General features: G+C 68.6%; 24 protein-coding genes. 10 read left to right on the forward strand and 14 right to left on the reverse strand.

The genetic code is table 11. The features are described 5' to 3' along the window. Positions 1 to 7: 7 nt before the first annotated feature. From JWQ81_RS31615 to JWQ81_RS31630, 4 genes are all read right to left on the reverse strand, one after another. Positions 8 to 913 carry a haloalkane dehalogenase gene (locus tag JWQ81_RS31615; protein WP_297547417.1) on the reverse strand — a complete coding sequence of 302 codons (906 nt, stop codon included), beginning with the start codon at positions 911 to 913 and terminating at the stop codon, positions 8 to 10. 20 nt (positions 914 to 933) lie between these two features. After that, positions 934 to 1,386, reverse strand: a complete 453-nt coding sequence (locus JWQ81_RS31620) for a DUF350 domain-containing protein (protein WP_297547419.1) — start codon at positions 1,384 to 1,386, stop codon at positions 934 to 936. A gap of 64 nt (positions 1,387 to 1,450) precedes the next feature. After that, positions 1,451 to 2,617, reverse strand: a complete 1,167-nt coding sequence (locus JWQ81_RS31625) for a glutathionylspermidine synthase family protein (RefSeq protein WP_297547421.1) — start codon at positions 2,615 to 2,617, stop codon at positions 1,451 to 1,453. Further along, positions 2,618 to 3,277, reverse strand: a complete 660-nt coding sequence (locus JWQ81_RS31630) for a hypothetical protein (protein ID WP_297547422.1) — start codon at positions 3,275 to 3,277, stop codon at positions 2,618 to 2,620. A gap of 148 nt (positions 3,278 to 3,425) precedes the next feature. On the opposite strand from JWQ81_RS31630, the gene JWQ81_RS31635 reads away from it, so the two are divergent. From JWQ81_RS31635 to JWQ81_RS31650, 4 genes are all read left to right on the forward strand, one after another. Then, positions 3,426 to 4,436: a septum formation family protein gene (locus JWQ81_RS31635; protein WP_297547424.1), complete on the forward strand. Its 1,011-nt coding sequence runs from the start codon at positions 3,426 to 3,428 to the stop codon at positions 4,434 to 4,436. Between the two features lie 3 nt (positions 4,437 to 4,439). Next, positions 4,440 to 4,790: a metallopeptidase family protein gene (locus tag JWQ81_RS31640; protein ID WP_297547425.1), complete on the forward strand. Its 351-nt coding sequence runs from the start codon at positions 4,440 to 4,442 to the stop codon at positions 4,788 to 4,790. Between the two features lie 201 nt (positions 4,791 to 4,991). Beyond that, positions 4,992 to 6,263 carry an MFS transporter gene (locus tag JWQ81_RS31645; RefSeq protein ID WP_297547427.1) on the forward strand — a complete coding sequence of 424 codons (1,272 nt, stop codon included), beginning with the start codon at positions 4,992 to 4,994 and terminating at the stop codon, positions 6,261 to 6,263. Between the two features lie 53 nt (positions 6,264 to 6,316). Further along, complete coding sequence (locus JWQ81_RS31650; RefSeq protein ID WP_297547429.1) at positions 6,317 to 6,793, forward strand: hypothetical protein; 477 nt, start codon at positions 6,317 to 6,319, stop codon at positions 6,791 to 6,793. On the opposite strand, the gene JWQ81_RS31655 is transcribed toward JWQ81_RS31650, so the two are convergent. Continuing rightward, positions 6,790 to 7,440 (reverse strand): DUF4232 domain-containing protein, encoded by a 651-nt coding sequence (locus JWQ81_RS31655; protein ID WP_297547431.1) that lies wholly within the window; start codon positions 7,438 to 7,440, stop codon positions 6,790 to 6,792. The two genes, JWQ81_RS31650 and JWQ81_RS31655, sit on opposite strands and share 4 nt — an antisense overlap. A gap of 150 nt (positions 7,441 to 7,590) precedes the next feature. Between JWQ81_RS31655 and tenA the strand changes: the two genes are divergently transcribed. After that, on the forward strand, positions 7,591 to 8,238 hold the full coding sequence (gene tenA / locus JWQ81_RS31660) for a thiaminase II (protein WP_297547433.1): 648 nt from the start codon (positions 7,591 to 7,593) through the stop codon (positions 8,236 to 8,238). Between the two features lie 30 nt (positions 8,239 to 8,268). Here tenA and JWQ81_RS31665 read toward each other — a convergent pair whose 3' ends face one another. Together JWQ81_RS31665 and pheA are read right to left on the reverse strand one after the other, a co-directional pair. Beyond that, on the reverse strand, positions 8,269 to 8,883 hold the full coding sequence (locus JWQ81_RS31665; protein WP_297547435.1) for a histidine phosphatase family protein: 615 nt from the start codon (positions 8,881 to 8,883) through the stop codon (positions 8,269 to 8,271). Continuing rightward, a complete protein-coding gene (gene pheA / locus JWQ81_RS31670; RefSeq protein WP_297547437.1) occupies positions 8,880 to 9,791 on the reverse strand; it encodes a prephenate dehydratase in 912 nt (303 codons plus the stop codon). Before pheA ends, JWQ81_RS31665 begins: the two co-directional genes overlap by 4 nt. 97 nt (positions 9,792 to 9,888) lie before the next feature. On the opposite strand from pheA, the gene JWQ81_RS31675 reads away from it, so the two are divergent. The 3 genes from JWQ81_RS31675 to JWQ81_RS31685 all read left to right on the forward strand — a co-directional run bounded on the left by JWQ81_RS31675 (position 9,889) and on the right by JWQ81_RS31685 (position 12,040). Then, the gene (locus JWQ81_RS31675; protein ID WP_297547438.1) at positions 9,889 to 10,503 is read left to right on the forward strand and encodes a macro domain-containing protein; all 615 of its coding nucleotides are present in this window, start codon (positions 9,889 to 9,891) and stop codon (positions 10,501 to 10,503) included. A gap of 131 nt (positions 10,504 to 10,634) precedes the next feature. Then, positions 10,635 to 11,567, forward strand: coding sequence for a type I pantothenate kinase (coaA, locus tag JWQ81_RS31680; protein WP_297547439.1), 933 nt, complete (start codon positions 10,635 to 10,637; stop codon positions 11,565 to 11,567). A 284-nt stretch (positions 11,568 to 11,851) separates the two neighbouring features. Then, positions 11,852 to 12,040, forward strand: coding sequence for a hypothetical protein (locus JWQ81_RS31685; protein WP_297547441.1), 189 nt, complete (start codon positions 11,852 to 11,854; stop codon positions 12,038 to 12,040). A 24-nt stretch (positions 12,041 to 12,064) separates the two neighbouring features. Here JWQ81_RS31685 and JWQ81_RS31690 read toward each other — a convergent pair whose 3' ends face one another. From JWQ81_RS31690 to JWQ81_RS31720, 7 genes are all read right to left on the reverse strand, one after another. Continuing rightward, entirely contained in the window at positions 12,065 to 12,475 is a 411-nt protein-coding gene (locus JWQ81_RS31690; RefSeq protein ID WP_297547442.1) for a type II toxin-antitoxin system VapC family toxin, read from the reverse strand. Then, entirely contained in the window at positions 12,472 to 12,768 is a 297-nt protein-coding gene (locus tag JWQ81_RS31695) for a type II toxin-antitoxin system Phd/YefM family antitoxin (protein ID WP_297547443.1), read from the reverse strand. The genes JWQ81_RS31690 and JWQ81_RS31695 overlap by 4 nt, the downstream gene beginning before the upstream one ends. An 84-nt stretch (positions 12,769 to 12,852) precedes the next feature. Then, on the reverse strand, positions 12,853 to 14,571 hold the full coding sequence (locus JWQ81_RS31700) for a hypothetical protein (protein ID WP_297547444.1): 1,719 nt from the start codon (positions 14,569 to 14,571) through the stop codon (positions 12,853 to 12,855). A 54-nt stretch (positions 14,572 to 14,625) separates the two neighbouring features. Further along, entirely contained in the window at positions 14,626 to 15,558 is a 933-nt protein-coding gene (locus JWQ81_RS31705; protein WP_297547445.1) for an NADP-dependent oxidoreductase, read from the reverse strand. A gap of 13 nt (positions 15,559 to 15,571) precedes the next feature. Next, a complete protein-coding gene (locus tag JWQ81_RS31710) occupies positions 15,572 to 16,792 on the reverse strand; it encodes an exonuclease domain-containing protein (RefSeq protein ID WP_297547446.1) in 1,221 nt (406 codons plus the stop codon). A 66-nt stretch (positions 16,793 to 16,858) separates the two neighbouring features. After that, positions 16,859 to 18,214 carry a DUF6880 family protein gene (locus JWQ81_RS31715; RefSeq protein WP_297547447.1) on the reverse strand — a complete coding sequence of 452 codons (1,356 nt, stop codon included), beginning with the start codon at positions 18,212 to 18,214 and terminating at the stop codon, positions 16,859 to 16,861. Positions 18,215 to 18,302: 88 nt separating this feature from the next. Further along, a complete protein-coding gene (locus tag JWQ81_RS31720; protein WP_297547448.1) occupies positions 18,303 to 19,232 on the reverse strand; it encodes a nitrate- and nitrite sensing domain-containing protein in 930 nt (309 codons plus the stop codon). Positions 19,233 to 19,472: 240 nt separating this feature from the next. Here JWQ81_RS31720 and JWQ81_RS31725 point away from each other — a divergent pair, with 240 nt between their 5' ends. Together JWQ81_RS31725 and JWQ81_RS31730 are read left to right on the forward strand one after the other, a co-directional pair. Next, complete coding sequence (locus JWQ81_RS31725) at positions 19,473 to 20,594, forward strand: S1 family peptidase (RefSeq protein ID WP_297547449.1); 1,122 nt, start codon at positions 19,473 to 19,475, stop codon at positions 20,592 to 20,594. A gap of 50 nt (positions 20,595 to 20,644) precedes the next feature. Next, positions 20,645 to 20,989, forward strand: a complete 345-nt coding sequence (locus JWQ81_RS31730; protein WP_297547450.1) for a nucleotide pyrophosphohydrolase — start codon at positions 20,645 to 20,647, stop codon at positions 20,987 to 20,989. Positions 20,990 to 21,055 lie beyond the last annotated feature (66 nt).

Consider the following 21,055-nt stretch of genomic DNA (forward strand, 5'->3'; position numbering starts at 1 on the left):
ACCGCGGTCAGCCGCGGACGAATTTCGCCACGATGGCAGCGAGTTGCTCGCCGGCGTCCTCCTGGAGGAAGTGACCGGCACCGGGCACCGTCGGGTGCTCGAGCCCGGCCGCGCCCTTCATCGAACGCTGCAGGATCGGGCCCATCGCGCCGGTGATCGGGTCACTGTCGGAGAACGCGCACAGGAACGGCAGGTCCAGCTCGGTCAACGTCGCCCAGGCTGCGCGGTTTGCCTCGGACGCCGGATTGTCCGGACGGGTCGGCACGAGCGACGGCATCGCGCGTGGGCCGGCCTTGTACATCTCGTTGGGGAACGGCGCGTCGTACGCGGCGCGGACCTCCGGCGCGAGCTCGGTACGGCAGCCGGATTGCACGAACCGGCCGACGTCGAGCACCTGCGCGTTCTCCACCGCGTCGTGGAACGCCCACCAGAGCTTGGGCATGTCGGTGTCGCCGGTCGGCAGGCCGGTGTTCGCGGCGACGACGCGGGCGAACCGCTCCGGGTTCTCCGCGACCAGCCGCAGCCCGATCAGGCCGCCCCAGTCCTGCCCGACGACCGTGACGTCGTGCAGGTCCAGGGCGTCGAACGCGAGCGCGCGCATCCACTCGACGTGGCGGGCGTAGCTGTGGTCGACGATGTCGCCCGGCTTGTCCGAGCGGCCGAACCCGACCAGGTCCGGCGCGATCGCCCGCAGGCCCGCGTCGGCCAGCACGGGCAGCATCTTGCGGTAGAGGTACGACCAGCTCGGCTCGCCGTGCAGCAGCAGGACGGGTGGTCCGTCCGCTGGTCCTGCCTCCACATAAGCGACTCTGATCAAGCCGCCCTGTGGGTCCGAAATGTCCGCGTAGTGCGGCGCGTAGGCGAAGTCGGGCAGGTCCGCGAACCGGTCGTCCGGTGTCCTCAGTAGGCGCACCTACCCCACGGTAGTGGAACTCAGGAGATGGCGACGGCGATGACGAGCCCCAGTGCGATGTGCGCGGCCGCGACGACGACGCTGACCGGCTCGAACTTCTCGCTTTCGATGGTCTCGCCGACGTTGATCCGGGTCGCCCACTCCAGCAGCCGGACGGCGATGACCTGGACGACGATCCCGATCAGGCCGTAGACCAGCGCGGTGATCAGGCCGCCGGTCAGATCGCTGTCGGAGTTGGCGATGGCCACCACGATGATGAACGCCATCGACAGCAGCCCGGACGCCGTGACGATCACGGCGTTCGGCAGGCCGCGGTGGACCAGCTGCGACAGCTTGCCGGGCGTGGTCCAGTCGATCGCGTAGAACCCGATGAACATCAGCAGCAGGCCGACGACCCCGTAGAGCAGGATCGCCCCGATCCCGCGGACGAGGTCATGGCCGAACGTGCTGGACAGCGCAAGCGTGGTCGTCATCGGGTCTCCCACTGATTTGGACGCAGCCGGGTGGCGCCCGAATTATGCCGCTGTGAGGTCTCTTCTACGACTCGGGGATGCGATGCGGGACAAAAGCCGCGCCGTCGTCGGTGACCAGGCCCGAAGTCTCCCGGATGCCGAGCCCCGCCGCGCTGTCGCCGACCACCCACGCGCCGAGCGCCGGGCGGTAGCCCTGAAACTCCGGCAGCGGGTCGAACGCCTGGTAGACATACCCTTCGGCGCCGTAGACGCCACCTGTCTGGGTCTCGTAGCCGGTCGCGACGATCTGCACGTTCGCGCCCTCACGACCCAGCTTCGGCTTGCGGACGTACTCCGTGAGCAGGCCGGGGTCGTCGACGAACGCCGGCAGCAGGTTCGGGTGCCCGGGGTAGTTCTCCCAGAGCACCGCGAGCAGCGCCTTGTTCGACAGCAGCATCTTCCAGGTCGGCTCGATCCACAGGGTCTTCGGCTGGTTGGCGAGCGCGGACTTGCCGAACTCCTCCTCGACCATCCACTCCCACGGATACAGCTTGACCACGGTGTTCATCGCCGCTTCTTCGAGATCGACGAACCGCTTGAGCACCGGGTCCCAGCCGATCTCCTCGATCGCCAGGCCGACGGTGTCGAGCCCGGCCTCGGCCGCTGTCTCCTGCAGGTACGCCGTGGTGACGTGGTCCTCACCGGTGGGATCGGCTGAGGACCAGGTGAAGTGCAGCTCGTTCGACGGGAGCTTGTCGGCGATCTGGGCCCAGCGCTCGACGAGCTTCTCGTGGATCGAGTTCCACTGATCGTCGTCGGGGAAGACGTCGGTCTTCCAGTGCCACTGCACGATCGCGGCTTCGAGCAGCGTGGTCGGGGTGTCGGCGTTGTACTCGAGCATCTTGGCCGGGCCGCCGCCGTCGTAGCGCAGGTCGAACCGCCCGTAGACGTGCGGGTCCTGCCGCTTCCACGACTCGGCGATATGCGGCCAGGTCCACTCCGGGATGCCGAAGTCGCGGTAGCGCTCGGTCAGGATGACGTTGTCGACCGCTTCGAGGCACATCGAGTGCATCAGCTCGACGTCCGCTTCGAGGGACAGGATCTCGTCCATCTCGAACACGTAGTGCACGGACTCGTCCCAGTACGGACGCGATTTGCCCGCGCCGTCGCGCGCGGGGGTGCCGAACACCAGCCCCTGTTCTTCGACGGTCTTCTGCCAGTCACGCCGTGGGGCACTGGAATCCCTGCGCACCTACGAGCCCCCGCTCTTTCCCGTGCCGCCGGTGCCGCCGGTCTTGCCGCTGACCCCGCCGCTGCTGCCACTGCTGCTCTTGCCGATGCCGAAGCCGCCGCGCTGCACGGACTTGCCCGTCTTGGTGCTGACGTTCGAGTGGGTGGACGGCGCGCTGAACGAGCCGCCGGAGACCCGGCTTCCGACATTCCCCGAGCCGCCGTAGTTGTAGCGGTACTGGCCGCCGCCGAGGAACAGCGGCATCACCCAGAACCCGGTGCCCGCGTTGTACGTCGCGCCCTGGCTCTGCAGGTACGCCGGGTCGCAGTCCTGGTCGGCGACGACCGTACTGCTGCCGTCGGTGCACACCGCGGTGACCTCGTTCGGCTTCGCGACGGTGTAGAACGTCGCGATCAGCCCGACCAGCCCGATGGTGACGCCGCTGCCGATGAGGATCTTGCGCTTGGTCCCGGCCTTGCGGGCGGCGACCTCGGCGGCCTCGGACTCGGCCGCTTCGCGCTCGTTCTCCTCGATGAGCGCTTGGCGGCGTGCCCGCTGCTCAGCGAGGGAGAGCTCTCGGGGTGCGGTGTTCTCATCCTGGAACCGCATCGACCCACGCTTGGGCGGTTCTTCGGGTTCGCCGAGGGGGCTCTGCCCCTCCGGGTCGTTCACATCCGTCATCGAGCGCTCCGTAATCGCCTGCCGCCACGAACTCGAGCTGTGGGCCCTGCCCACCCTAGTTGCATTCCGTGCCCGAAGTGTCCAGTACCCCGATCCCGGCCGCACCCTCCCGCGCCGAGTTCGGCAATCGCGGGCATCATGGGACTCGATGTCTGGCAACCTCGAACGGTTCCGTTCGCCCCTGGATTCCCTGAGCACCCGCCTGGTGATGGCCGGGGTGTTCATCGGAGCGATCCTCGCGCTCGCCCTGAGCGTGACGTTTTCCTGGGGAAGCAACGCCAACGGCGGCAGCGGCGGCGGTGCCGGGCACCTGTCCGCGGAGGCCGACGCCGCGTTCCACTCGCCGCCGGGCAGCTGCCTGTCGTGGACGCAGGTGGACGCCGCCGACGCGCACAAGGTCGACTGCGCCCAGCCGCACCTGTTCGAGGTCACGCAGGTCGTCGACCTGACGGCCAAGTACCCGTCCGGGGCACCGGGGCCCAACCTCGACCTGTGGCAGCAGATCTCCCAGGCCAGCTGCAGCGATGGCGCGAAGGCGTATCTCGGCCGCCCCCTCGACCCGTACGGCAGGTTGATGGTGAACATCCTGCGGCCGACCGTCGACCAGTGGGGCAGCGGCGACCGGCAGATGCGCTGCGGGCTGGAGTGGACCGGCCCCGGCGGCGGGATCCAGCCGACCACCGGCCCGGCGAAAACCCAGCAGCAGTCCTACGTCTGGAACCCCGGCACCTGCCTCGGGCTCAACGGCAAGACCGTGGGCGACCCCGTCGACTGCAACCTGCCGCATTCCTACGAGATCATCGCGACGCTCGACCTGCGCACGAAGTTCCCGGACAGCTACCCGTCGCAAAACGACCAGAAGGCCTGGCTCGACACCCAGTGCGGCAAGGCCGCCGACGACTACGACGGCAAGGCCGACCTCTCCGCGAAGAAGCTGATCCTCACCTGGGACGTGCGTGAGCAGGAGAGCTGGGACGCCGGGTCGACCACGGTCAACTGCAAGGTCGCCGCGACGCTGCCGGACAAGAGCGGCCTCGCGCCGGTGACCGGCAGCATCAAGGGCGCGGCGGGCACCGGCGGCGACAGCCCGCCCGCGTCCGGCGGCGCGTCTTCCGACGCCGGAGCGAACCCGCCGCCCGGCGGAACGGGCGGCAACTGACCAATGCCTGTCGAAATGACGCGTCTGCGGTTCGAGGAGCTGGTGGCTGACGCGCTTGACGCCGTGCCCGTCCGTTTCGCCCAGGCCATGGACAACGTTGTCGTGCTGGTCGAGGAGTTCAACCCCGAGGTGCCGACCATTCTCGGGCTCTACCACGGCATCGCGCTCACCGAGCGGACCTCGCACTACGGCGGCGTCCTGCCGGACCGGATCTCGATCTACCGCCGCCCGATCCTGTTCCTGTGCGACACCGAAGAACAGGTCGTCGAGGAGGTACTGGTGACGGTGATGCACGAGATCGCGCACCACTTCGGCGTCGACGACGCACGCCTGCACGAACTCGGCTGGGGCTGACCGCTCCGGTCCAGGGCGGTCACTTTTGTACAAGAGTGCCCTGCTTGCGACTTCAACGAGGGCACAAAAGTACAAAAGTGCCCTCGTTGCGCCAAGTGCGGCTTTACGGATGGTGATAGGGCAACCACTTTCGGCTATCCTGGCTGATGGGCCGTGCCCGCGGCCTGAGCACCGGTTCCACCATGTACCTGGGGGTACTTGTTGGCCGAAGCAGAGTTTGTCCCCACCAGCCCGCGCCCGGACCGCCGCCTCACCTGGTTGCTGTCCTCCAGCGCGGTGTCGAACCTGGGCGACGGCATGGGAAAGGTCGCCTTCCCACTGCTGGCCGCCACGCTGACGCGCGATCCGGTGCTCATCGCCGGGCTGTCCGCCACCCAGTTCCTGCCGTGGCTCCTGTTCGCGGTGCTCGCGGGCGCGCTCGTCGACCGCGTCGACCGACGCCGGGCGATGATCGCGGCGAACGTCGTGCGCGCTGTCGTCGTCGGCGGGGTCGCCGCGCTCGCCCTCTCCGGGGCGGTGTCCATCTGGGTCGTCTACGCCGCCGCGCTCGTGATCGGCACCGCCGAGACTGTCGCCGAAAGCGCGGCGAACGTGATGATCCCGGCGATGGTCGACCGCGAGCGCCTCGAGGACGCGAACAGCAAGCTGCAGGCCTGCGAGATCGTCGGGCAGACGTTCCTGGGCGGTCCTGTCGGCAGTCTGACGTTCGGGCTGTTCGCGGCGTTCCCGTTCCTGCTGAACTCCGCGGGCTTCGCGATCGCGGCCGCGCTCTTGGTCGGCTTGACCGGCACCTACCGAGCACGCCCTCGCGACTCGAAACCGGCCGCTGAGCCGAGCCGCCTGCGCCAGGATCTCGCCGACGGCCTCCGCTGGCTCAAGGCCAGCCCGCTGCTGTTGCGATTGGTGATCATCGCCGGACTCGTCAGCCTGGCCAGCGAACTCGCGCAGGCGCAACTCGTGCTCTACGCCCTACAGGATCTGGGCTTGAGCAACACGACGTTCGGCCTGTTCGCGTTCGTCGGCGGTATCGGCGGGCTCGCCGGGGCCGCGGTCACACCGAGGCTGGTCAAGGCGTCGAGCCGGCGCGCTGTCCTGCTGTGGAGCATCGCGTGCTGCGGCGCCGGGTTCGGCGGCATGGGCCTGAGCGGGCAACCGGTGGTGTCGGCGGTCCTGTTCGGGGTGTTCGCCGCGGCGGTGGTCGCGGTGAACGTCGTACTCGGGACGGTCCGGCACACGCTCGTGCCCGGCGAACTGCTCGGCCGGGTCCTCGGTGTCTGGCGAACAGTCGTCTGGGGCGCGATCCCGGTCGGCGCCCTGCTGGGTGGCGTGCTCACCGACGCGCTCGGGACAGCGAGCCGCACGTTCGGCGTCTCCGGACTGTTACTGCTGGGTACCGCTGCGTTCGCGTTGGTCTCGCTGCGGCACTTGTCGCTCGGATCCGAGGCCGAACTGTCACGCCAGCAAGGGGTGTAAAGCCGCCATTTCGGTGCTGAAATGGCACATCACCCCTGGCTGGGAGGTTCGGCATGGTCACCATGAACAGTGCCGGCAGTGCCAACAGTGCCGGCAACATCGGGCTCACCGTGAGCACCGAAGCCACCTTGCCGGACGACGGCCGGATACGACGGCCCCTGGTGCTCGCCGCCGTCGCCGGGTTCGTGCTCGGCTGCGGCCTGATCGGGGTGCTGTGGAACGTCTCGGGTGTCCAGACCAGCTCGGTCGACGACGCGCAGGCCGCCTGCTCGGCGCTGTACCGGCTCGGTGACCTGCCCACTCCCGGGCAGAAGATCCCGCTGGGCGCACCCGTGCTCGCGGACGGCGTCGAGCACCGGATGACGGCGGCCCGCGAACTGGCCGCGGCCGCCGCCGAACAAAATCCGGCTTACCGGGCCCTGTCGGACGACATTTCCGATGTCAACACGATGGTGTCCAACCTGCGCTTCGACGACCCGCGTGGCCAGGCGAGCCTGGCGCACGCGAAGCAGCTCTGCGCGAGGTTCTAGCTCTTGGCGACGGTCTTGACGGTGAGCTGGTCGCCCGGGATCTTCTCGTTGGCGCAGCCGGTGCCCGGGTCCTGGATGAACTTCGACGCCGTGTCCTGCGGGAGGTAGATCCGCAGCCCGTTGGTCGCCGTCGGACGGCAGGTCGCCGGTTCGAAGTTCGCGACCTGCACGAACCCGATGTCAGCCTGGACGCTGTCGCCCTTGTTCAGGGTGAACGCCGCGCCCTTGGTCCCGACGCGGACCGCCGCCTGGCCGACCTGGTGACCGTCTGCGCCGGCCACGTACGAGACGCCGGGGAACCCCTGGACGATACATTTGCGACCGCTGGAGTTGGTGATCACCAACTGCCGGTAGACCGTGCCCGCGGCGGCGTCACCTTGGCCGAAGGACAGCGTGACATCGGCGGCTTTGCAGAAGCCGTCGGTGTTGCTCGCCTGCGCGGGCGGCTCAGTGGCGGAGTTGCTGCTCCCGGCCGGACTCGGTGTCGCGCTGGACGAGGATGAAGCGGGGGTCGAAGTGTCCGATGCAGGGGAGGATGGTGTCGACGACGCGGAGCTGCCGGAACCACTTCCGCACCCCGCGAGCACGGTGGCCAGCACCGCTCCGGCCGCGACCACCCCGACGTGCGTGATCTTGTTTCGCACCATGGTCTTACACCTCCAGTTACCAGTTGACTTACCAATCGGTAGACGTCTCATCAACCGGCCCGGTTGCGTCACACCCCCCGAAACGGTGAATCACCCACTTACCGAATGGCGACCATGACGGAATTTTGTAACGAAGCATGGCTCCACACTGTGAAACTACAACAGGCGGTGCTTGACCACCCGTTCAACGAGGAGCTGGCCGACGGATCACTCTCCCGGGAGCGGTTCCAGTTCTACCTCGCACAGGACGCCCGGTACCTCGTCGGCTTCGGCCGCGCACTGGCTGTCGCGGCCGCGCGGGCGCCGGAACCGGACGACCTGACGTTCTTCGCCGGCGCCGCGCGTGAGGCTGTCGTCGTCGAGCGCGCCCTGCACGAGGACTACTTCGAGAGCTTCGGGCTGAGCGAAGCGGATCTGTCGGCGATCGAAACCTCCCCGACCTGCCTCGCCTACACGTCGTTCCTGCTGGCCACCGCGCAAACCGCGAGCTACGGCGAGCTGGTCGCGGCCCTGTTGCCCTGCTTCTGGGTGTACCAGCACGTCGGCAGCGGCATCCTCGGCCGCACACAGGTGGCGGACAACCCGTACCGGGCGTGGATCGAGACCTACGCCGACGACGAGTTCGCGGCCTCGGTACAGGCGTGCCGGGACGCTGTCGACCGCGCCGCGGCCGCCGCCGACCCCGGCACCCGGCAGCGCATGCTGGCGGCCTTCACCCGGGCGTGCGAGTACGAGTGGATGTTCTGGGACAGCGCCTACCGGCTGGAATCCTGGCCGACGCTGCCTTACCGCGGTTAGCGGTCGTCACAGCGTCACGATGTCACAGCGTCAGAGCGGGGTGTCGACCCAGCGAAGGCAGTGCCAGCCGCCGGGTACGGCTTCCAGGACGACGACCCCGGTGTTCGGGATGAGGGCGGAGTTCGCGACCTCGGGCCGGACGTTATCCGAGAGCCAGTCCGCGGCCAGCCGGATCGCGCCGCCGTGGCTGACCAGCACCGCGATGCCGTCGGGGTCGGCCTGCTCGTGCTTCGCCCGGATCTGCGCGGCGGCGGCCGTCATCCGCGCGTGGACGCTCTCGCCGCTTTCCCCATCGGGCATCGACGAGCTGAGATCGCCCCTGGTCCAGGGTTCGACGGTGGTCAGGTAGGTCTTGACCGACTCCGGGTCGCTCAAGCCCTCGAGCGCGCCGGCCTGGACCTCATACGCCCCGGCGACGACCTGGACGTCGAGGCCGAGCTTCGCCGCGAGCGGCGCGGCCGTCTGCTGCGCGCGAGTCGCCTCCGACGCGTAAACGGCCACGATCGGCTCGCCGTCCAGCCGCTCCGCCAGTTCGTTCGCCTGCTCCAGGCCCAGTTCGGTCAGCGGCGGTCCCGGCAATGCCGTATCGAGCGACTTCCGCACGTTGCCGATCGTCTGTCCGTGCCGGACCAGGTAGAGCTTCAAGCGAGTTCGCCCTTTCGGATGGCCGCGACCCAGCCGGCGGCTTGGGTGAAGTCCTCGTTGGCGGCGTCCGGCTGGATAGTCGCCCGGACCTCGTCGGCGCGCGGGTGCGAACCGAGGAAGCGGACATCGCCGCAGCGGCGGCGCAGCGCGGCGAGCGCGTCCCCGATCCGCGCTTCGGACACGTGGCCTTCGAAGTCGACGAAGAACCGGTACTCGCCGAAGTTGCTCTTCGTCGGCCGGGCGTCGAGCTTGGTCAGGTTGATCCCGCGCGAAGCCAGCTCGGTGAGCAGCTCGGCGAGCGTCCCGATGCGGTTCGGGGTGGAGGCGACGATGGACGTCCGGTCGGCGCCCGTCGGCTCCGGCAGCGAACCCGGCTTCGTGACCAGCAGGAACCGGGTCTGCGCGTCGAGGACATCGGCGACGCCGGTCGCGAGCACCTTCAGCGGGTAGTGCTCGACAGCGATCGGCGCGCTCACCGCGGCGTCGAAATCACCGTTCTGGACCTCGACCGCGGCGGCGGACGTCGACGACGTGGCCACCGGGCGAGCGCCCGGGAGGTTGGCCTCGAGCCAGTGCCGGACCTGCGCCAGCGCATGCGGATGGCTCGCGACCGTGCGGATCTCGCCGGCGTCGTGCCTGGTGAGGATGCTGAAATGGACCGGCAGCAGCGCCTCGGCCACCGCGATGAGCGGCTCGCCCGTGCTGAGCCCGTCCAGGGTCGCCGTCACGGGCCCCTCGACCGAGTTCTCCACCGGCACACAGGCTGCATCGGCATCACCGGCCCGCACGGCGGCGAGCGCCAGCGGGATGGTTTCGGCGGGGATCAGTTCGTCGTCGGACGTGGCAAGGGTGCGGGTGGCCTGCTCGGCGAACGTTCCCCGTGGGCCCAAATAAGCGATTCGCGACACCCCGCCAGGCTACGCAACCCCGCGGTGACGGCGTTCACTCGCACAGACTCCACGGAAAGCGGTTACGCGCGGTGGCCTTTTTTGCCATGCTGGGCGGGTGACCGCTGAATCGGGCACACACACCGGCCCTGACGGTATGACCGAGCGGGTGTCTTCTCCCGCGCCGGAACTGGTGCTGTGCGCCGTCGACGAACCGCTTGCCCGCGCATGGCGAGCCGTGCTGGGCAGGATGACCGGTCCGGTGCGGGTCCACCCAGGGTCGGTGCTCGACGTCACCGCACAGGCCATCGTCAGCCCGGCGAACTCCTACGGCTGGATGCGGGGCGGGATCGACGCCGTCTACGCACGGGCGTTTCCCGGGGTCGAACAGAACGTCCGCAGTGCCGTGCTGGCCTTTCACGGCGGCGAGCTGCCGATCGGCGAGGCCCTCGTGGTGCCGACCGGCGAGACCGAACCCGCCTGGCTGATCAGCGCGCCGACCATGCGCGAACCGGGTGAACACCTGCCCGAGGACACCGTGCATCCGTACCTCGCCGCGCGGGCGGTGTTCCTGCAGTGGCGCGACGGCCGGCTGGAGCACGGTGTCGGCGTCCGCCAAACGGTGGACACGATCGCGATGCCGGGACTCGGCACCGGCGTCGGCGGAGTCGCCCCGGAGACCTGCGCGCGCCAGGTCGCGGCCGCCTGGGAAGAGGTTTTCGGTACCCGCTGAAGTCCGTCACCCAAGGTGACAACGGATTTCGGGTGCAGAACATCACAGCGCGTTCACCGGCCGTAGGCCCTACCGTTAAAACCCGTACGCAGTTGTACAACGCCAGTTCAGGCGACGGGCGAGGAGTGACGATGCCGCGGGTCCGTGAGCTCAGTCCTTATGTGGAACTGCACCGTGAGCAATGGCGGGAGCTGCGCAGCTCGACGCCGCTGCCGCTGACCGCCGACGAGCTGCTGCGCTTGCGCGGGCTCGGCGAGCAGGTCGATCTGGTGGAGGTGGCCGAGGTCTACCTGCCGCTGTCCCGGCTGATCAACTTGCAGGTCGCCGCCCGGCAGAGGCTGTACAAGGCGACCACGACGTTCCTCGGTGAGGACTGTCTCGCCACCAAGGTGCCGTATGTGATCGGCATCGCGGGAAGTGTCGCCGTCGGCAAGTCCACCACCGCCCGCATCCTGCGTACGCTGCTCGCCCGCTGGCCGGACCACCCCAGGGTCGACCTGGTCACCACGGACGGCTTCCTCTACCCCCGCGCGGAGCTCGTCCGCCGCGGCATCATGCACCGCAAGGGTTTCCCGGAGAGCTACGACCGCCGCGCGCTGCTGCGGTTCGTCACCGAGGTCAAGTCCGGCGCGGAGCGGGTCAGCGCGCCCGTCTACTCGCACCTCGCCTACGACATCCTGGCTGGTGAAGAGCAGGTTGTACGGCAGCCGGACATTCTGATCGTCGAGGGCTTGAACGTGCTCCAGCCGGGGCCCCGGCTCACCGTCTCCGACCTGTTCGACTTCTCGATCTACGTCGACGCGAACAGCTCGGACATCGAGCACTGGTACATCGAGCGGTTCCTCAAACTGCGCCATACCGCGTTCGCGGATCCGACCTCGCACTTCCACCACTACGCCGACCTGCCGGACGACGAGGCCCGCGCCGAAGCGCAGCACCTCTGGAGCTCCATCAACGAGCCGAACCTGGTGGAGAACATCAAGCCGACGCGGCCGCGCGCGACCCTCGTGCTCCGCAAGGACGCCGACCACTCGATCAACCGGGTCCGGCTGCGCAAGCTCTAGCTGTTCCCTCAAGCGCGGCGCTCCCGCGCACCGCCTGGCACGGTGCCGAGCACGCTGCAGCGGCCGCCGGGTAGGGATTCACGGTTCACCCGAAGGAACCGGACATTCTCACCGTTGGCGCCCGCTCGATCGCACACCGTCGCAGTTGGTCCCACCAGCCCCACGGGTCGGCCGAACGGCCGATCCAGTGACCGCACGTATAACCGGTTGGCCGATTCCAACAAGGCGACCTCGGAGCGACCCTTAGATAAGGAAAACGACCTTGACCTGGGGGGAGACCCAAAATGTTCTCGATCATCTTGACCTGGGTGGGTGCGGTCGGTGGTATCGGACTGCTGGTGGCAATGGCGTTGGGCACCTTCGCCGTCGACTTCGACGACGCGTTCGGCGACCGGCTCCGGAAAGCCAAGAAGCCTTCGGAGACCACCACAACCACAACCACTCCGGGACCGACGGTGGCCCCGCTGGGCTGAGGACTGGGCTGAGGACAGGTCCAGTCAGGCGAACGGGTTGTGCAACCGCGCTCCCGTGCCGGCCATGTCCGCGACGTTCCGCGTGACGAGTGTCAGGTCGTGGGCGGTGGCCGTGGCGGCGATGAGCCCGTCGATCGACGGGATCGCCTTGGCCGCCCGATGCCTGCCCCATTCCGCCGCGACCGCCACGTCGACCGGCAGGATGCGGTCGGAGAACTGGCGGACCAGATTTTCCAACCAGACGTCCAGCTCCTTCACGCGGCGGGTTTCCCCGCGACGCCTCAATTTCTCGATCCCGCGTTCGATCTCCCCCACGGTCAACGCGCTGAGATAGAGGCGGCCCGACTGGACGCTCGCCCACCAGGCCGCGAACCCGCGGTTCTGCGTCCGGCGACGAGCCTCGGACACGATGTTCGTATCCAGCAGAAAACTCACCCGTCTACGCCCATCTCCACCTCGCGCGGCAGATCCGCCCGCCGCTGCGCCACGATCTCGTCCAGGGCGTCGGCCAGCTCATCCTCGTCCTGACGCGCGCCGCTCAACGCGGCCTTGAAGTCCAGCTCGAACTCGACGCCGGTGAGCTGCCGGTAGTACGAAATATCGAGCACGACAGCCACCTCCTCCCCATGCCTGGTGACGAACTGCGGACCCTCCGCCGCCGCCTTACGCAGAAGCTCACTGAGTCGCTGCTTCGCATCCTGAACCTGCCATGCCGGTTCTTGTCCCATCTAGACAGACTAGACAGAGTTGGCCGCAGAGACAAGGGCGGGCGGGTACGAACGGCCCGTTCGCGCCCGCCCGCTTCCTTCGACTCAGCTGATCGCGTCCAGCGCCCGGCGGTAGTCCTCCAGGTCGAAGCGCATTTCCTCGGCATCGGTCGGCCGCAGCTGCCCGCTGAGCACGCCACCGAGCTCATCGAGGATCTCGTCGCGCTCCAAGCCCTTTTCCCGCAGCCGCTGCGCGGCCAGCCAGGTTTCCGCAGGCTCGTTGTCCCACAGCTGGTCGACGATGGCCGTCTTCAACGCGAGCTGCATGCGGGGTTCGCCGTCGAACGTGTCGTCGGCGAGGGACTCGTGGTACTCCGGGTGCTCACCGATCACCAGCAGCCGCCGCTGCTCGGGATCGGTCGGCTCCAGGTCGACCTCCTCGTCACCGATGTCGGTGGACACCGACGGAATCGCGAACATCCGCCGGTCCAGGGCCGCTGCCAGCTCGCCGGCGTCTTCGAACTCCTCGGAACCGTCGAGGTAGACGTCGATCGCGGTGTCGTCGCGGTCGAACTCCTCCAGATACTCCTCGACCGTGCCGAGCAGCATGGCGACGGCGGACTCTGACAGCTTCGCCCGCGTGCCCGCCCACTGCGTCCAAGCGAGCAGGACCTCCGGGAGAGCCGCCTGGAAGTCCTCGTCGAGCTCGCCTTCGAACTCCTCGAGCTCCTCGTCCAACTGGTCGAGCTCAACAAGCTCGTCACGCTCCGAAGCGCCGCTTTCGTCGAGGTCCGGGAAGAACTCGTCGACGTCTTCCTCAGTATCAGCTTCGGCATCAGTGTCCGTGTCCAGGATCATTTCCAGGAACCGGGCGATCTTCTCCGGCCCGACACGCAGCGGGTCTCCCGGCTCGTTCTCGCAGCCGAAATCGACGATCAGCCGCGCACAGACGCGGGCGGCTTCGGTGTCTTCGACGTCAGCCGAAGACAGGAACTCCTCGACGATCGCGTCGCGGTCCTCATCCGAGAGCTCCTCGAACACCGGCGACGGCTCCGCCTCGGGCAGGGCCTGGCAGCGGTTCAACGCGAGCGCACGGAAACGCGCGTAGTCCTCGCCGACCTCGGGCTCCTCCAGCGCGTCCGTCGCGGCCAGACCGTCGGCCAGCAGCTGACGCGCTCTGCCCGGCGAAACCTGCTCGAGCGTGACCAGGTCACCGTCCGACGCAGCCTGTCCGCGCATGTCCGCGAGGACCTCTTCGGGGGCATCGATCACGACGACGTCGCGCACGCGGCCGCCGAGCTCGTTGAAGTCGAGCAGGGCGAGCAGGCCGTGGCGCTGTTCGCCATAGCCGAAAATGCACAGCAGCGACGACTCGTCGCCATAGACGTCACCGGTCCGCCAGCATTCGACGACGGTGACCCGGCCCAGCGAACCGGTCCAGTCCGGCGCCGGGATCCCGCGGCTCAGCACGGTTTCCAGCGCCGCGGACGCCGCCTCGCGCTCCTCGGCCGTCTCACTGAGCACGCTCATCGACGCCAGCAGCGCGGCAGCGCCCGGGGTGATCTTGCGGCTCACGAACGCGATCAGCTCAAGGCCGACCGGCAGCTCTTCGTCGACAGCTTCGTCGTCGGCGTCAGCTGGGACCTCGCCGACCGGGAGGTCCCACCACTGCCCGACCACCTCGGAGGTCAGCAGCTCGACTTCCAGGGGGTCCGGGTCGGCGCCGAGCGACGAGAAGTCCCGGAGGATGTCCTTGAACAGGCCGTTCAAACTTTGCGGGGTGGGCTCTGCGTTCTTCTTACGCACGCGACTGACCGGGCTCATGGTGCCCATGTTTCCACCGGCCACTCGGCGCTCACCGCTCGGGCGCCGCTGACGTCACCCGCCGACGAGGACGACGATCTTCCCGCGGGTGTGCCCCTGTTCGCTCGATCGGTGCGCGGCGGCGGCCTCGGCGAGCGGATACGTCTCGGCGACCTCGACGGTGACCTTGCCCGCCTCGGCCAGGTCGACGAGCGCGGCCAGATCAACGGCGTCCGGGCGCACGAAAACGTAGTGACCGCCCAGTTTGCCGACACCTTCGCCGTCCACGATGGAAGCGACACGCCCCGGCTCGACCAGCACGTCCGGCGTGGTCTGGAGCGCGTCACCGCCGACGAGGTCGAGGACCGCGTTCACCCCTTCGGGGACCAACTCGCGGACGCGCGCGGCCAGTCCGTCGCCGTAGGTCACCGGTTCGATGCCCCGCCCGCGCAGGTACTCGTGGTTGCGTTCGGACGCCGTGCCGATCACGCGCGCGCCCAGCGCGACGGCGATCTGCCCGGCCAGCGAGCCGACCCCGCCGGCCGCGGCGTGGACGAGCACAGTGTCGCCGTCGGTGACCTTCAGCGCGTGGACCAGGCATTGGTAGGCGGTCAACCCGGCCAGCGGCAGCCCACCGGCCTGCGCCCAGCTGAAGTTGCGCGGTTTGCGAGCCAGCGTGCGGACGGGCGCCGCGACCTGCTCCGCGAACGTCCCGTTGAACAGGACGTCCTCGCGGACGTAACCGACCACCTCGTCACCGACGGCGAACTCCGTCACCGCGGGCCCGGTGCGCTCGACGACGCCGGCGACGTCCCAGCCGGGGATCGCCGGGAAGAAGACGTCCAGTACGGAGTCGAGGTAACCGGCGCGGATCTTCCAGTCGACCGGGTTCACCGACGCGGCGCGGACGTTCACCAGCACGCTGTCCGGGCCGACCTTCGGCGTCGGGCGCTCGGTGAGTTCGAGTACCTCGGCGCCGCCGTAGGTCGAATAGGTGATCGCCTTCATCGCACTCCTCTGGTCAGCGGATACCGCGGTCGAGCATGCCCGCGAAGGCGGCTTCGGTGATCACCGGGATGCCGTAGTCGCGGGCCTTGCGGCCCTTCCCGGACAGCGTGTCCGGATCGGCGGCGACCAGCAACTTGACCTTTTTCGTGATCGCCGGATGAACGAGCAGCCCGGCGTCGAGGGCCGCCCGCTCCCACTCCGGTCGTTCGCGCCGCATCTCGCCGGTGAACACGACCTTGTCCCCCGCGGCGAGCGAGAACCGCCGTACCACCGGCGCCGCCTGCCCCGCCGACGCCGTGCGCAACGCCTTGCCGACCTCGTCGCGGCCGAGGCCGAGCAGCTCGGCGACGTGGCGAAGATCCTCCAGCTCAGGCTTGTCGAGCACGCTGTTCAGCGCGGCTCCGGCCAGCTGCCGGAGATACGCGCGATGCAGTTCGAGAACGGCCTTGCGCCCGATGCCCGACTCGGTCGCGAGCGCGACCAGCGCGTCCGCTTCGGCGACCGAGATGTGCCTGTCGAGCAGAGCCTGGTCGAGCAGTTCGAGGTATTCGAAGTGCGCGTTCCCCTGCGGCACTTTCGCCGAGGGCGGAGAATCCACCAAACGAGCTAAGAAGTGCTCCTGGGTCGTCGCCAGTTCTCGCGCGATCCACTCGCCGCGCGGGTGGGTGAACACCGGCCACGGGTGCGCGGCGGCGACCTCCAGCTCTTCGGCCCACCGCGGGCCGCCCGGGTCCATGCGGAGGTAGGCGGCGAGCAGCTGAGCCGTCGCGTAGGCGTCGGCGCTGGCGCGGTGGGCGTCCGAGATGACGATGTCGAGCGCCGCGCAGCAGGCTGCGAGGCTGCGCCCGGACCGTGGGAGATAACGCGAAGCGAGCTGCATCGTGCACATGCCGAGGTGCGGGCCGAGCGGCACGCGGTAACCGTGGCGCGCGTACTCGACCTCGAGGAACCCGCCGTCGAAACGCAGGTTGTGCGCGACGACGACCCGGCCGGCGAGCAGCTCCGCCAGCTCCCCCGCGACGAGGTCGAACGTCGGCGCGTGCGCGGTCTGCGCGGCGGTGACGCGGTGGATGCGCTGCGGCCCGAGGTCACGCAGCGGATTGACCAGCGTTTCCCAGCGGCCGGTGAGCTCACCTTCGGGTGACACGTGCACCACGGCCAGCTCGACGATCTTGTGCTGCCTGTTCGGGGTCAGCCCGGTGGTCTCCAGGTCGACGACGGCATACCCGGACATGCGGGCCAGTTTGCCTTACTGCGCCACGAAATCCGGGCACCGACGCGCTGTCAGGGCTCGTGAGTCCTAGACGCGCGCGGGTTTCGGCAGGGCGATGCGGGCGGCGCGGACTTCGGCGATGAGCCTGGTTTTGCGTTTGTGTGTTTCGACCAGGTCAGCGAGGTAGGAACTGAACTCCTCGGCGGTGTCGGCGCGCTTGTGCAGCGTCCGGAGCTTTCGCAGCTGCTTCGCGGCTTCGCGGTAGTACGACGGGTCCTTGTGCGCGATCAGCTGGTCGACGTGGATCTTGTAGATCGGGATCACTTCGACGGGATGCTCGGCTTCGCGTGTTTCGGCGAGTTCGAGCCGCAGTTCGAGCGAGCCGCCAAAGCGCGTCGAAACCCGCCACGCTTCGTCCGTGCGCTCCTCGGTGATCAGCACCCGCACGAGCTCGTCGGCGGCGTCGGAGTCCTCGGCCGCGCGCTCGCGCAGCAGCGACTGCGCGGCGCGGCGATGGGTGGGCCACTGCTTGAGTTCGGTCGCCGCTTCCCGCAACGCGAGGTACGAGTCGAGTGTCGGTTTCCGGTCGAACTCGGTGCGGCGCAGCGTCAACGCCTCGTCGCCCTGGCCGGCTTCCTGATAGGTCTCGGCCAGCGCGTCGACGACCGGATCGCGCGTCGGACCCTTGTCGTGCGCGAGTGCCCTCGCGGCGTGGGCGATGGCTTCGCTGTGCCGGCCAGCGCCTCGCAGCACGCGGACGATCTTCAGGCTGACGTCGAGCCTGGGGGGTTTCGCGGACAGGATCGCGACCAGCGCGTCGACGTCGCCGGAGACTTCGGCGAGGTCCTCGAGAAGACGCTGCGCCGTGTCCTGCCTCGGGCCTTCACCGCCCTCGGCCAGCACGGTGTCCACAGTGGACTTTATCCGGCTGAGTCCCTTGTCGCCCAACGCCTGGGCGAAGTCGGCGAGGTCGATGTCCGGCCAGCCGGGGCCGTCGAACTCGATCTGCAGGATCCAGTCTGCGAGCCGCTCGACGTCGGGCGGGTGGGCGGCGCAAGCGCGGGCGTAGAGCTGGACGCAACGCTCCAGCACGTCGTAGACCAGACCGGACGAGTCGTCGATCTGCTCGAGCATGCGGCTGACGTCGTCCAGCGTGCGCCGGGCCAGCGGGGCCAAGTCCGCGCGGCTTCCCGCGTCGAGCAGGCGCTCAAGGGTGTCCAGCACGGAACCGACCTTGGCGGCGTAGTCGTAGTCGTCGGCCGTCGCAGCGGTGTCCAGCAGGAGGTGAGCCTCGACAACGGCTGTCGCCGGTGTCACTGTCGCACGGGTCTCGAGCGACTGCCGTAGCTCGGGGTCGCGCGCCAATTGGCCGTGAAGCAGCTCGACCAGCGTTTCCGCGTCCAAGGTGCGCAGGTACGGGCGCAGATCTGTCGTCGAGCTCACCCCGTACATAGTGCCCTAACCGGTCGAGCCACCGTGTGGGCCAACTGCGTGCTCTTTTCGGTCTAATTTATTACGCGGAGTGAGCGTTTCACAGTTTTCGAATCCCTTCGAGTACAGCTTGCATAACCCGCATATCCGGCATCTCCAGTGGAGCGGCGCTCGGCGAGGGCATGATCCGAAGTCGCGCGGACCGCGGCTGGGGCACGAAAACCTCGACGTCAGGGACTTCCTCGGGCACGACACGCTCTGGGCGCGGCGCCAGACGCAACGCGACGACGAAGACGAGCGCGGCCAGCAGCAGAATCGCCGCGCCGCCGGACAGGGCGCCGGTGAGCGTGCGGCGGCCACTGTCCGTCGTCAACTGCACAACGTAAGCACTTTGCCCGGCATAGAGGTCGGACAGTTGCCGCGCCACCTTGGCGGCGGAAGCGCGCCAGTCACCCTGCGACACGGGCAGCGGGACCCCGGCGAGCAACGCGTTCTCCGCGGCGGTCACCCGGCTCCAGTCCTCACTCTGGATCAGCGCGGTGTACAGGTCGCGGCCGTGCGCGGTGAGGTTCGGGGCGACGGCGTCGAGGTCCGCGTGATACGCGCCGACCTGCCCGGCGTAGGCGCGGAAGCCGTCCGAACCGAGCCCGGCGGCGGCGAGCGAGTCGGTGCGGTACATGCCGTCGGCGGCGGACAGTAGCCGTGCGGCGGTGAGCTGCTCGAACCCGAGGGCGGCGTCCGGCGCTTGCTGCGCGGTGTCCTGCAGCGACGCGATGGCGGCGTCGATCAGCTGGTTGTAGTGGTCGTATGCGGCGGCGCGGCCGTCCCGCGGAACCAGCGCTTGGCGGCGTTCGACCTGTTCCGCCGCGACGTAGCTCGTCACGCGGGACGTCGTCCTCGCCAGATCCCCGGCCGCGTTGCGGGCCTGGATGGCTTGCTGGACAAGGAACCCGGCAATCACGAGTGCGACGAGTACCAGCGCGACGCAGGGAATCAACACCACGAGCGTGGCGCGCTTCAAGCTTTTCACGGCGGTCCGAGGTCCTTCCGCTGGCCGGCTGGGTCCCCGCACCCGACTTCCGCCAACGCTATGCAGGCTGCAATTTGCACGTCAATGAACATCCGCCATACGGCCGCTAGCCCTGCGTAGTTTCTGGCCGCTTTCGGTCAGAATTTGGTCTAGACCTGGACGCACTGTGGCGTAGCGCACACACTCGGTGCCAAGCGCGCTTACCTCCCTTCCCCACCGCCGGATTTTTGGAGAAAAGTGATGGCCCGCAGAACCTTGTTCAGATTGGGTACCGCCGCGGTACTCGTCCTAGGCACACTCTCCGCAGCTGGAACTGCTTCCGCACAAGATCTTTCGCCCGGTTTGCTGTCCGCGATGCAGCAGGATCTCGGCCTGAACACCCAGCAGGCCCGAGTCCGGCTCGCCGAAGAATCCACCGCGACCCGTGTCGCGCCGCTAGCCGAGGCCGCCGCAGGTGCGGCCTTCGGTGGCGCGTGGTTCGACGCCGGCCGCGGCAAACTCGTCGTCGGCCTCACCGAGGGGGCCAACGCCGCCGCTGTCCACGCGACCGGCGCGGACACCGCGACGTCGACGGTCAGCAAGGCCAAGCTCGACGACGTCAAGGCCAAGATCGATTCGTACTCCCACGCCAAAGCCGCCCCCGCCGGGATCACCGGCTGGCACACCGATCCGCGGTCGGGCAGCGTCGTCATCACGGTGCGTCCGGGCGCGAAAGACGTCAGCGCGTTCGTCGACCGAGCCAAGCAGGCCGGCCCGGTCACCGTCGAAACGGCAGCCGCGCCGCAGACCTTCGCGGCCGGCACCGTCGGCGGAGATCCGTACTACATCAACGGAAACACGCGCTGTTCCATCGGTTTCTCGGTGCAAGGCGGCTTCGTCAGTGCCGGGCACTGCGGCACCGCGGGCAGCTCGGTCGTCGGCTGGGACGGTTCTCAGATGGGCAGCTTCGCCGGCTCGACGTTCCCCGGCAACGACTGGTCGTTCATCCGAACCGGCTACGGCTGGTGGAATGTGGGTGTCGTCCTCGGCTGGGGCACCGTCAGCGACGCGCCGGTGCACGGCTCGAACGTCGCGCCGGTCGGGACGTCGGTGTGCCGCTCGGGGTCGACCACGCACTGGCACTGCGGCACGATCCTGGGCCAGAACCAGACGGTGAACTACGCCCAGGGCGCGGTCTACGGCATGACCCAGACCGACGTCTGCGCCGAACCCGGTGACTCCGGCGGCTCGTTCATCAGCGGTGACCAGGCTCAGGGCGTCACGTCCGGCGGCTGGGGCAACTGCTCGAGCGGCGGCCAGACGTGGTTCCAGCCGGTGAACCCGATCCTGCAGCACTTCGGCCTGTCGCTGGTCACGCTGTAACCCGTGCGCGCCCGGCACTTCGGTGCCGGGCGCCACGTCATACTGGCGACGTGAACCTCGAAGACCTGATCCAGCGCCTCCGCGATTTCGCCGCCGCTCGCGAATGGGAGCCATTCCACACCCCGAAGAACCTGACCATGGCCCTGTCCGGCGAGGTCGGTGAGCTGATCTCGCTCTTCCAGTGGCTGACGCCGGAAGAGTGCGCGGCCTGGCGCGAAGACAAGACGCTGGAGGCGAACGTCCTCGACGAGATCGCCGACGTCACCCTCTACCTCGTCCGGCTCGCCGACATCCTCGGCCTCGACCTCTTCGCGGCCGCGAACGCGAAAATCGACCGCAACGAGGTCCGTTTCCCGGCACTGACCAACCAGGGCGCGATCAACCGCGAGGGTTGAGCTCGTTCACGTGCCACCCGCCTATCAGCGCCCCGATGCCCAGACCTCCCAGCACCAGCGCGGCAC

The sequence above is a fragment of the Amycolatopsis sp. genome (assembly GCF_025464955.1).
Classification (GTDB): Bacteria; Actinomycetota; Actinomycetes; order Mycobacteriales; family Pseudonocardiaceae; genus Amycolatopsis.

Coding starts and splice junctions, on each gene's coding strand:
- JWQ81_RS31620 (WP_297547419.1), bottom strand. CDS start 1,386: ATGACGACCACGCTTGCGCTGTCCAGCACGTTCGGCCATGACCTCGTC.
- JWQ81_RS31630 (WP_297547422.1), bottom strand. CDS start 3,277: ATGACGGATGTGAACGACCCGGAGGGGCAGAGCCCCCTCGGCGAACCC.
- JWQ81_RS31635 (WP_297547424.1), top strand. CDS start 3,426: ATGTCTGGCAACCTCGAACGGTTCCGTTCGCCCCTGGATTCCCTGAGC.
- JWQ81_RS31640 (WP_297547425.1), top strand. CDS start 4,440: ATGCCTGTCGAAATGACGCGTCTGCGGTTCGAGGAGCTGGTGGCTGAC.
- JWQ81_RS31650 (WP_297547429.1), top strand. CDS start 6,317: ATGGTCACCATGAACAGTGCCGGCAGTGCCAACAGTGCCGGCAACATC.
- JWQ81_RS31655 (WP_297547431.1), bottom strand. CDS start 7,440: ATGGTGCGAAACAAGATCACGCACGTCGGGGTGGTCGCGGCCGGAGCG.
- coaA (WP_297547439.1), top strand. CDS start 10,635: ATGCCGCGGGTCCGTGAGCTCAGTCCTTATGTGGAACTGCACCGTGAG.
- JWQ81_RS31685 (WP_297547441.1), top strand. CDS start 11,852: ATGTTCTCGATCATCTTGACCTGGGTGGGTGCGGTCGGTGGTATCGGA.
- JWQ81_RS31695 (WP_297547443.1), bottom strand. CDS start 12,768: ATGGGACAAGAACCGGCATGGCAGGTTCAGGATGCGAAGCAGCGACTC.
- JWQ81_RS31700 (WP_297547444.1), bottom strand. CDS start 14,571: ATGAGCCCGGTCAGTCGCGTGCGTAAGAAGAACGCAGAGCCCACCCCG.
- JWQ81_RS31705 (WP_297547445.1), bottom strand. CDS start 15,558: ATGAAGGCGATCACCTATTCGACCTACGGCGGCGCCGAGGTACTCGAA.
- JWQ81_RS31710 (WP_297547446.1), bottom strand. CDS start 16,792: ATGTCCGGGTATGCCGTCGTCGACCTGGAGACCACCGGGCTGACCCCG.
- JWQ81_RS31725 (WP_297547449.1), top strand. CDS start 19,473: ATGGCCCGCAGAACCTTGTTCAGATTGGGTACCGCCGCGGTACTCGTC.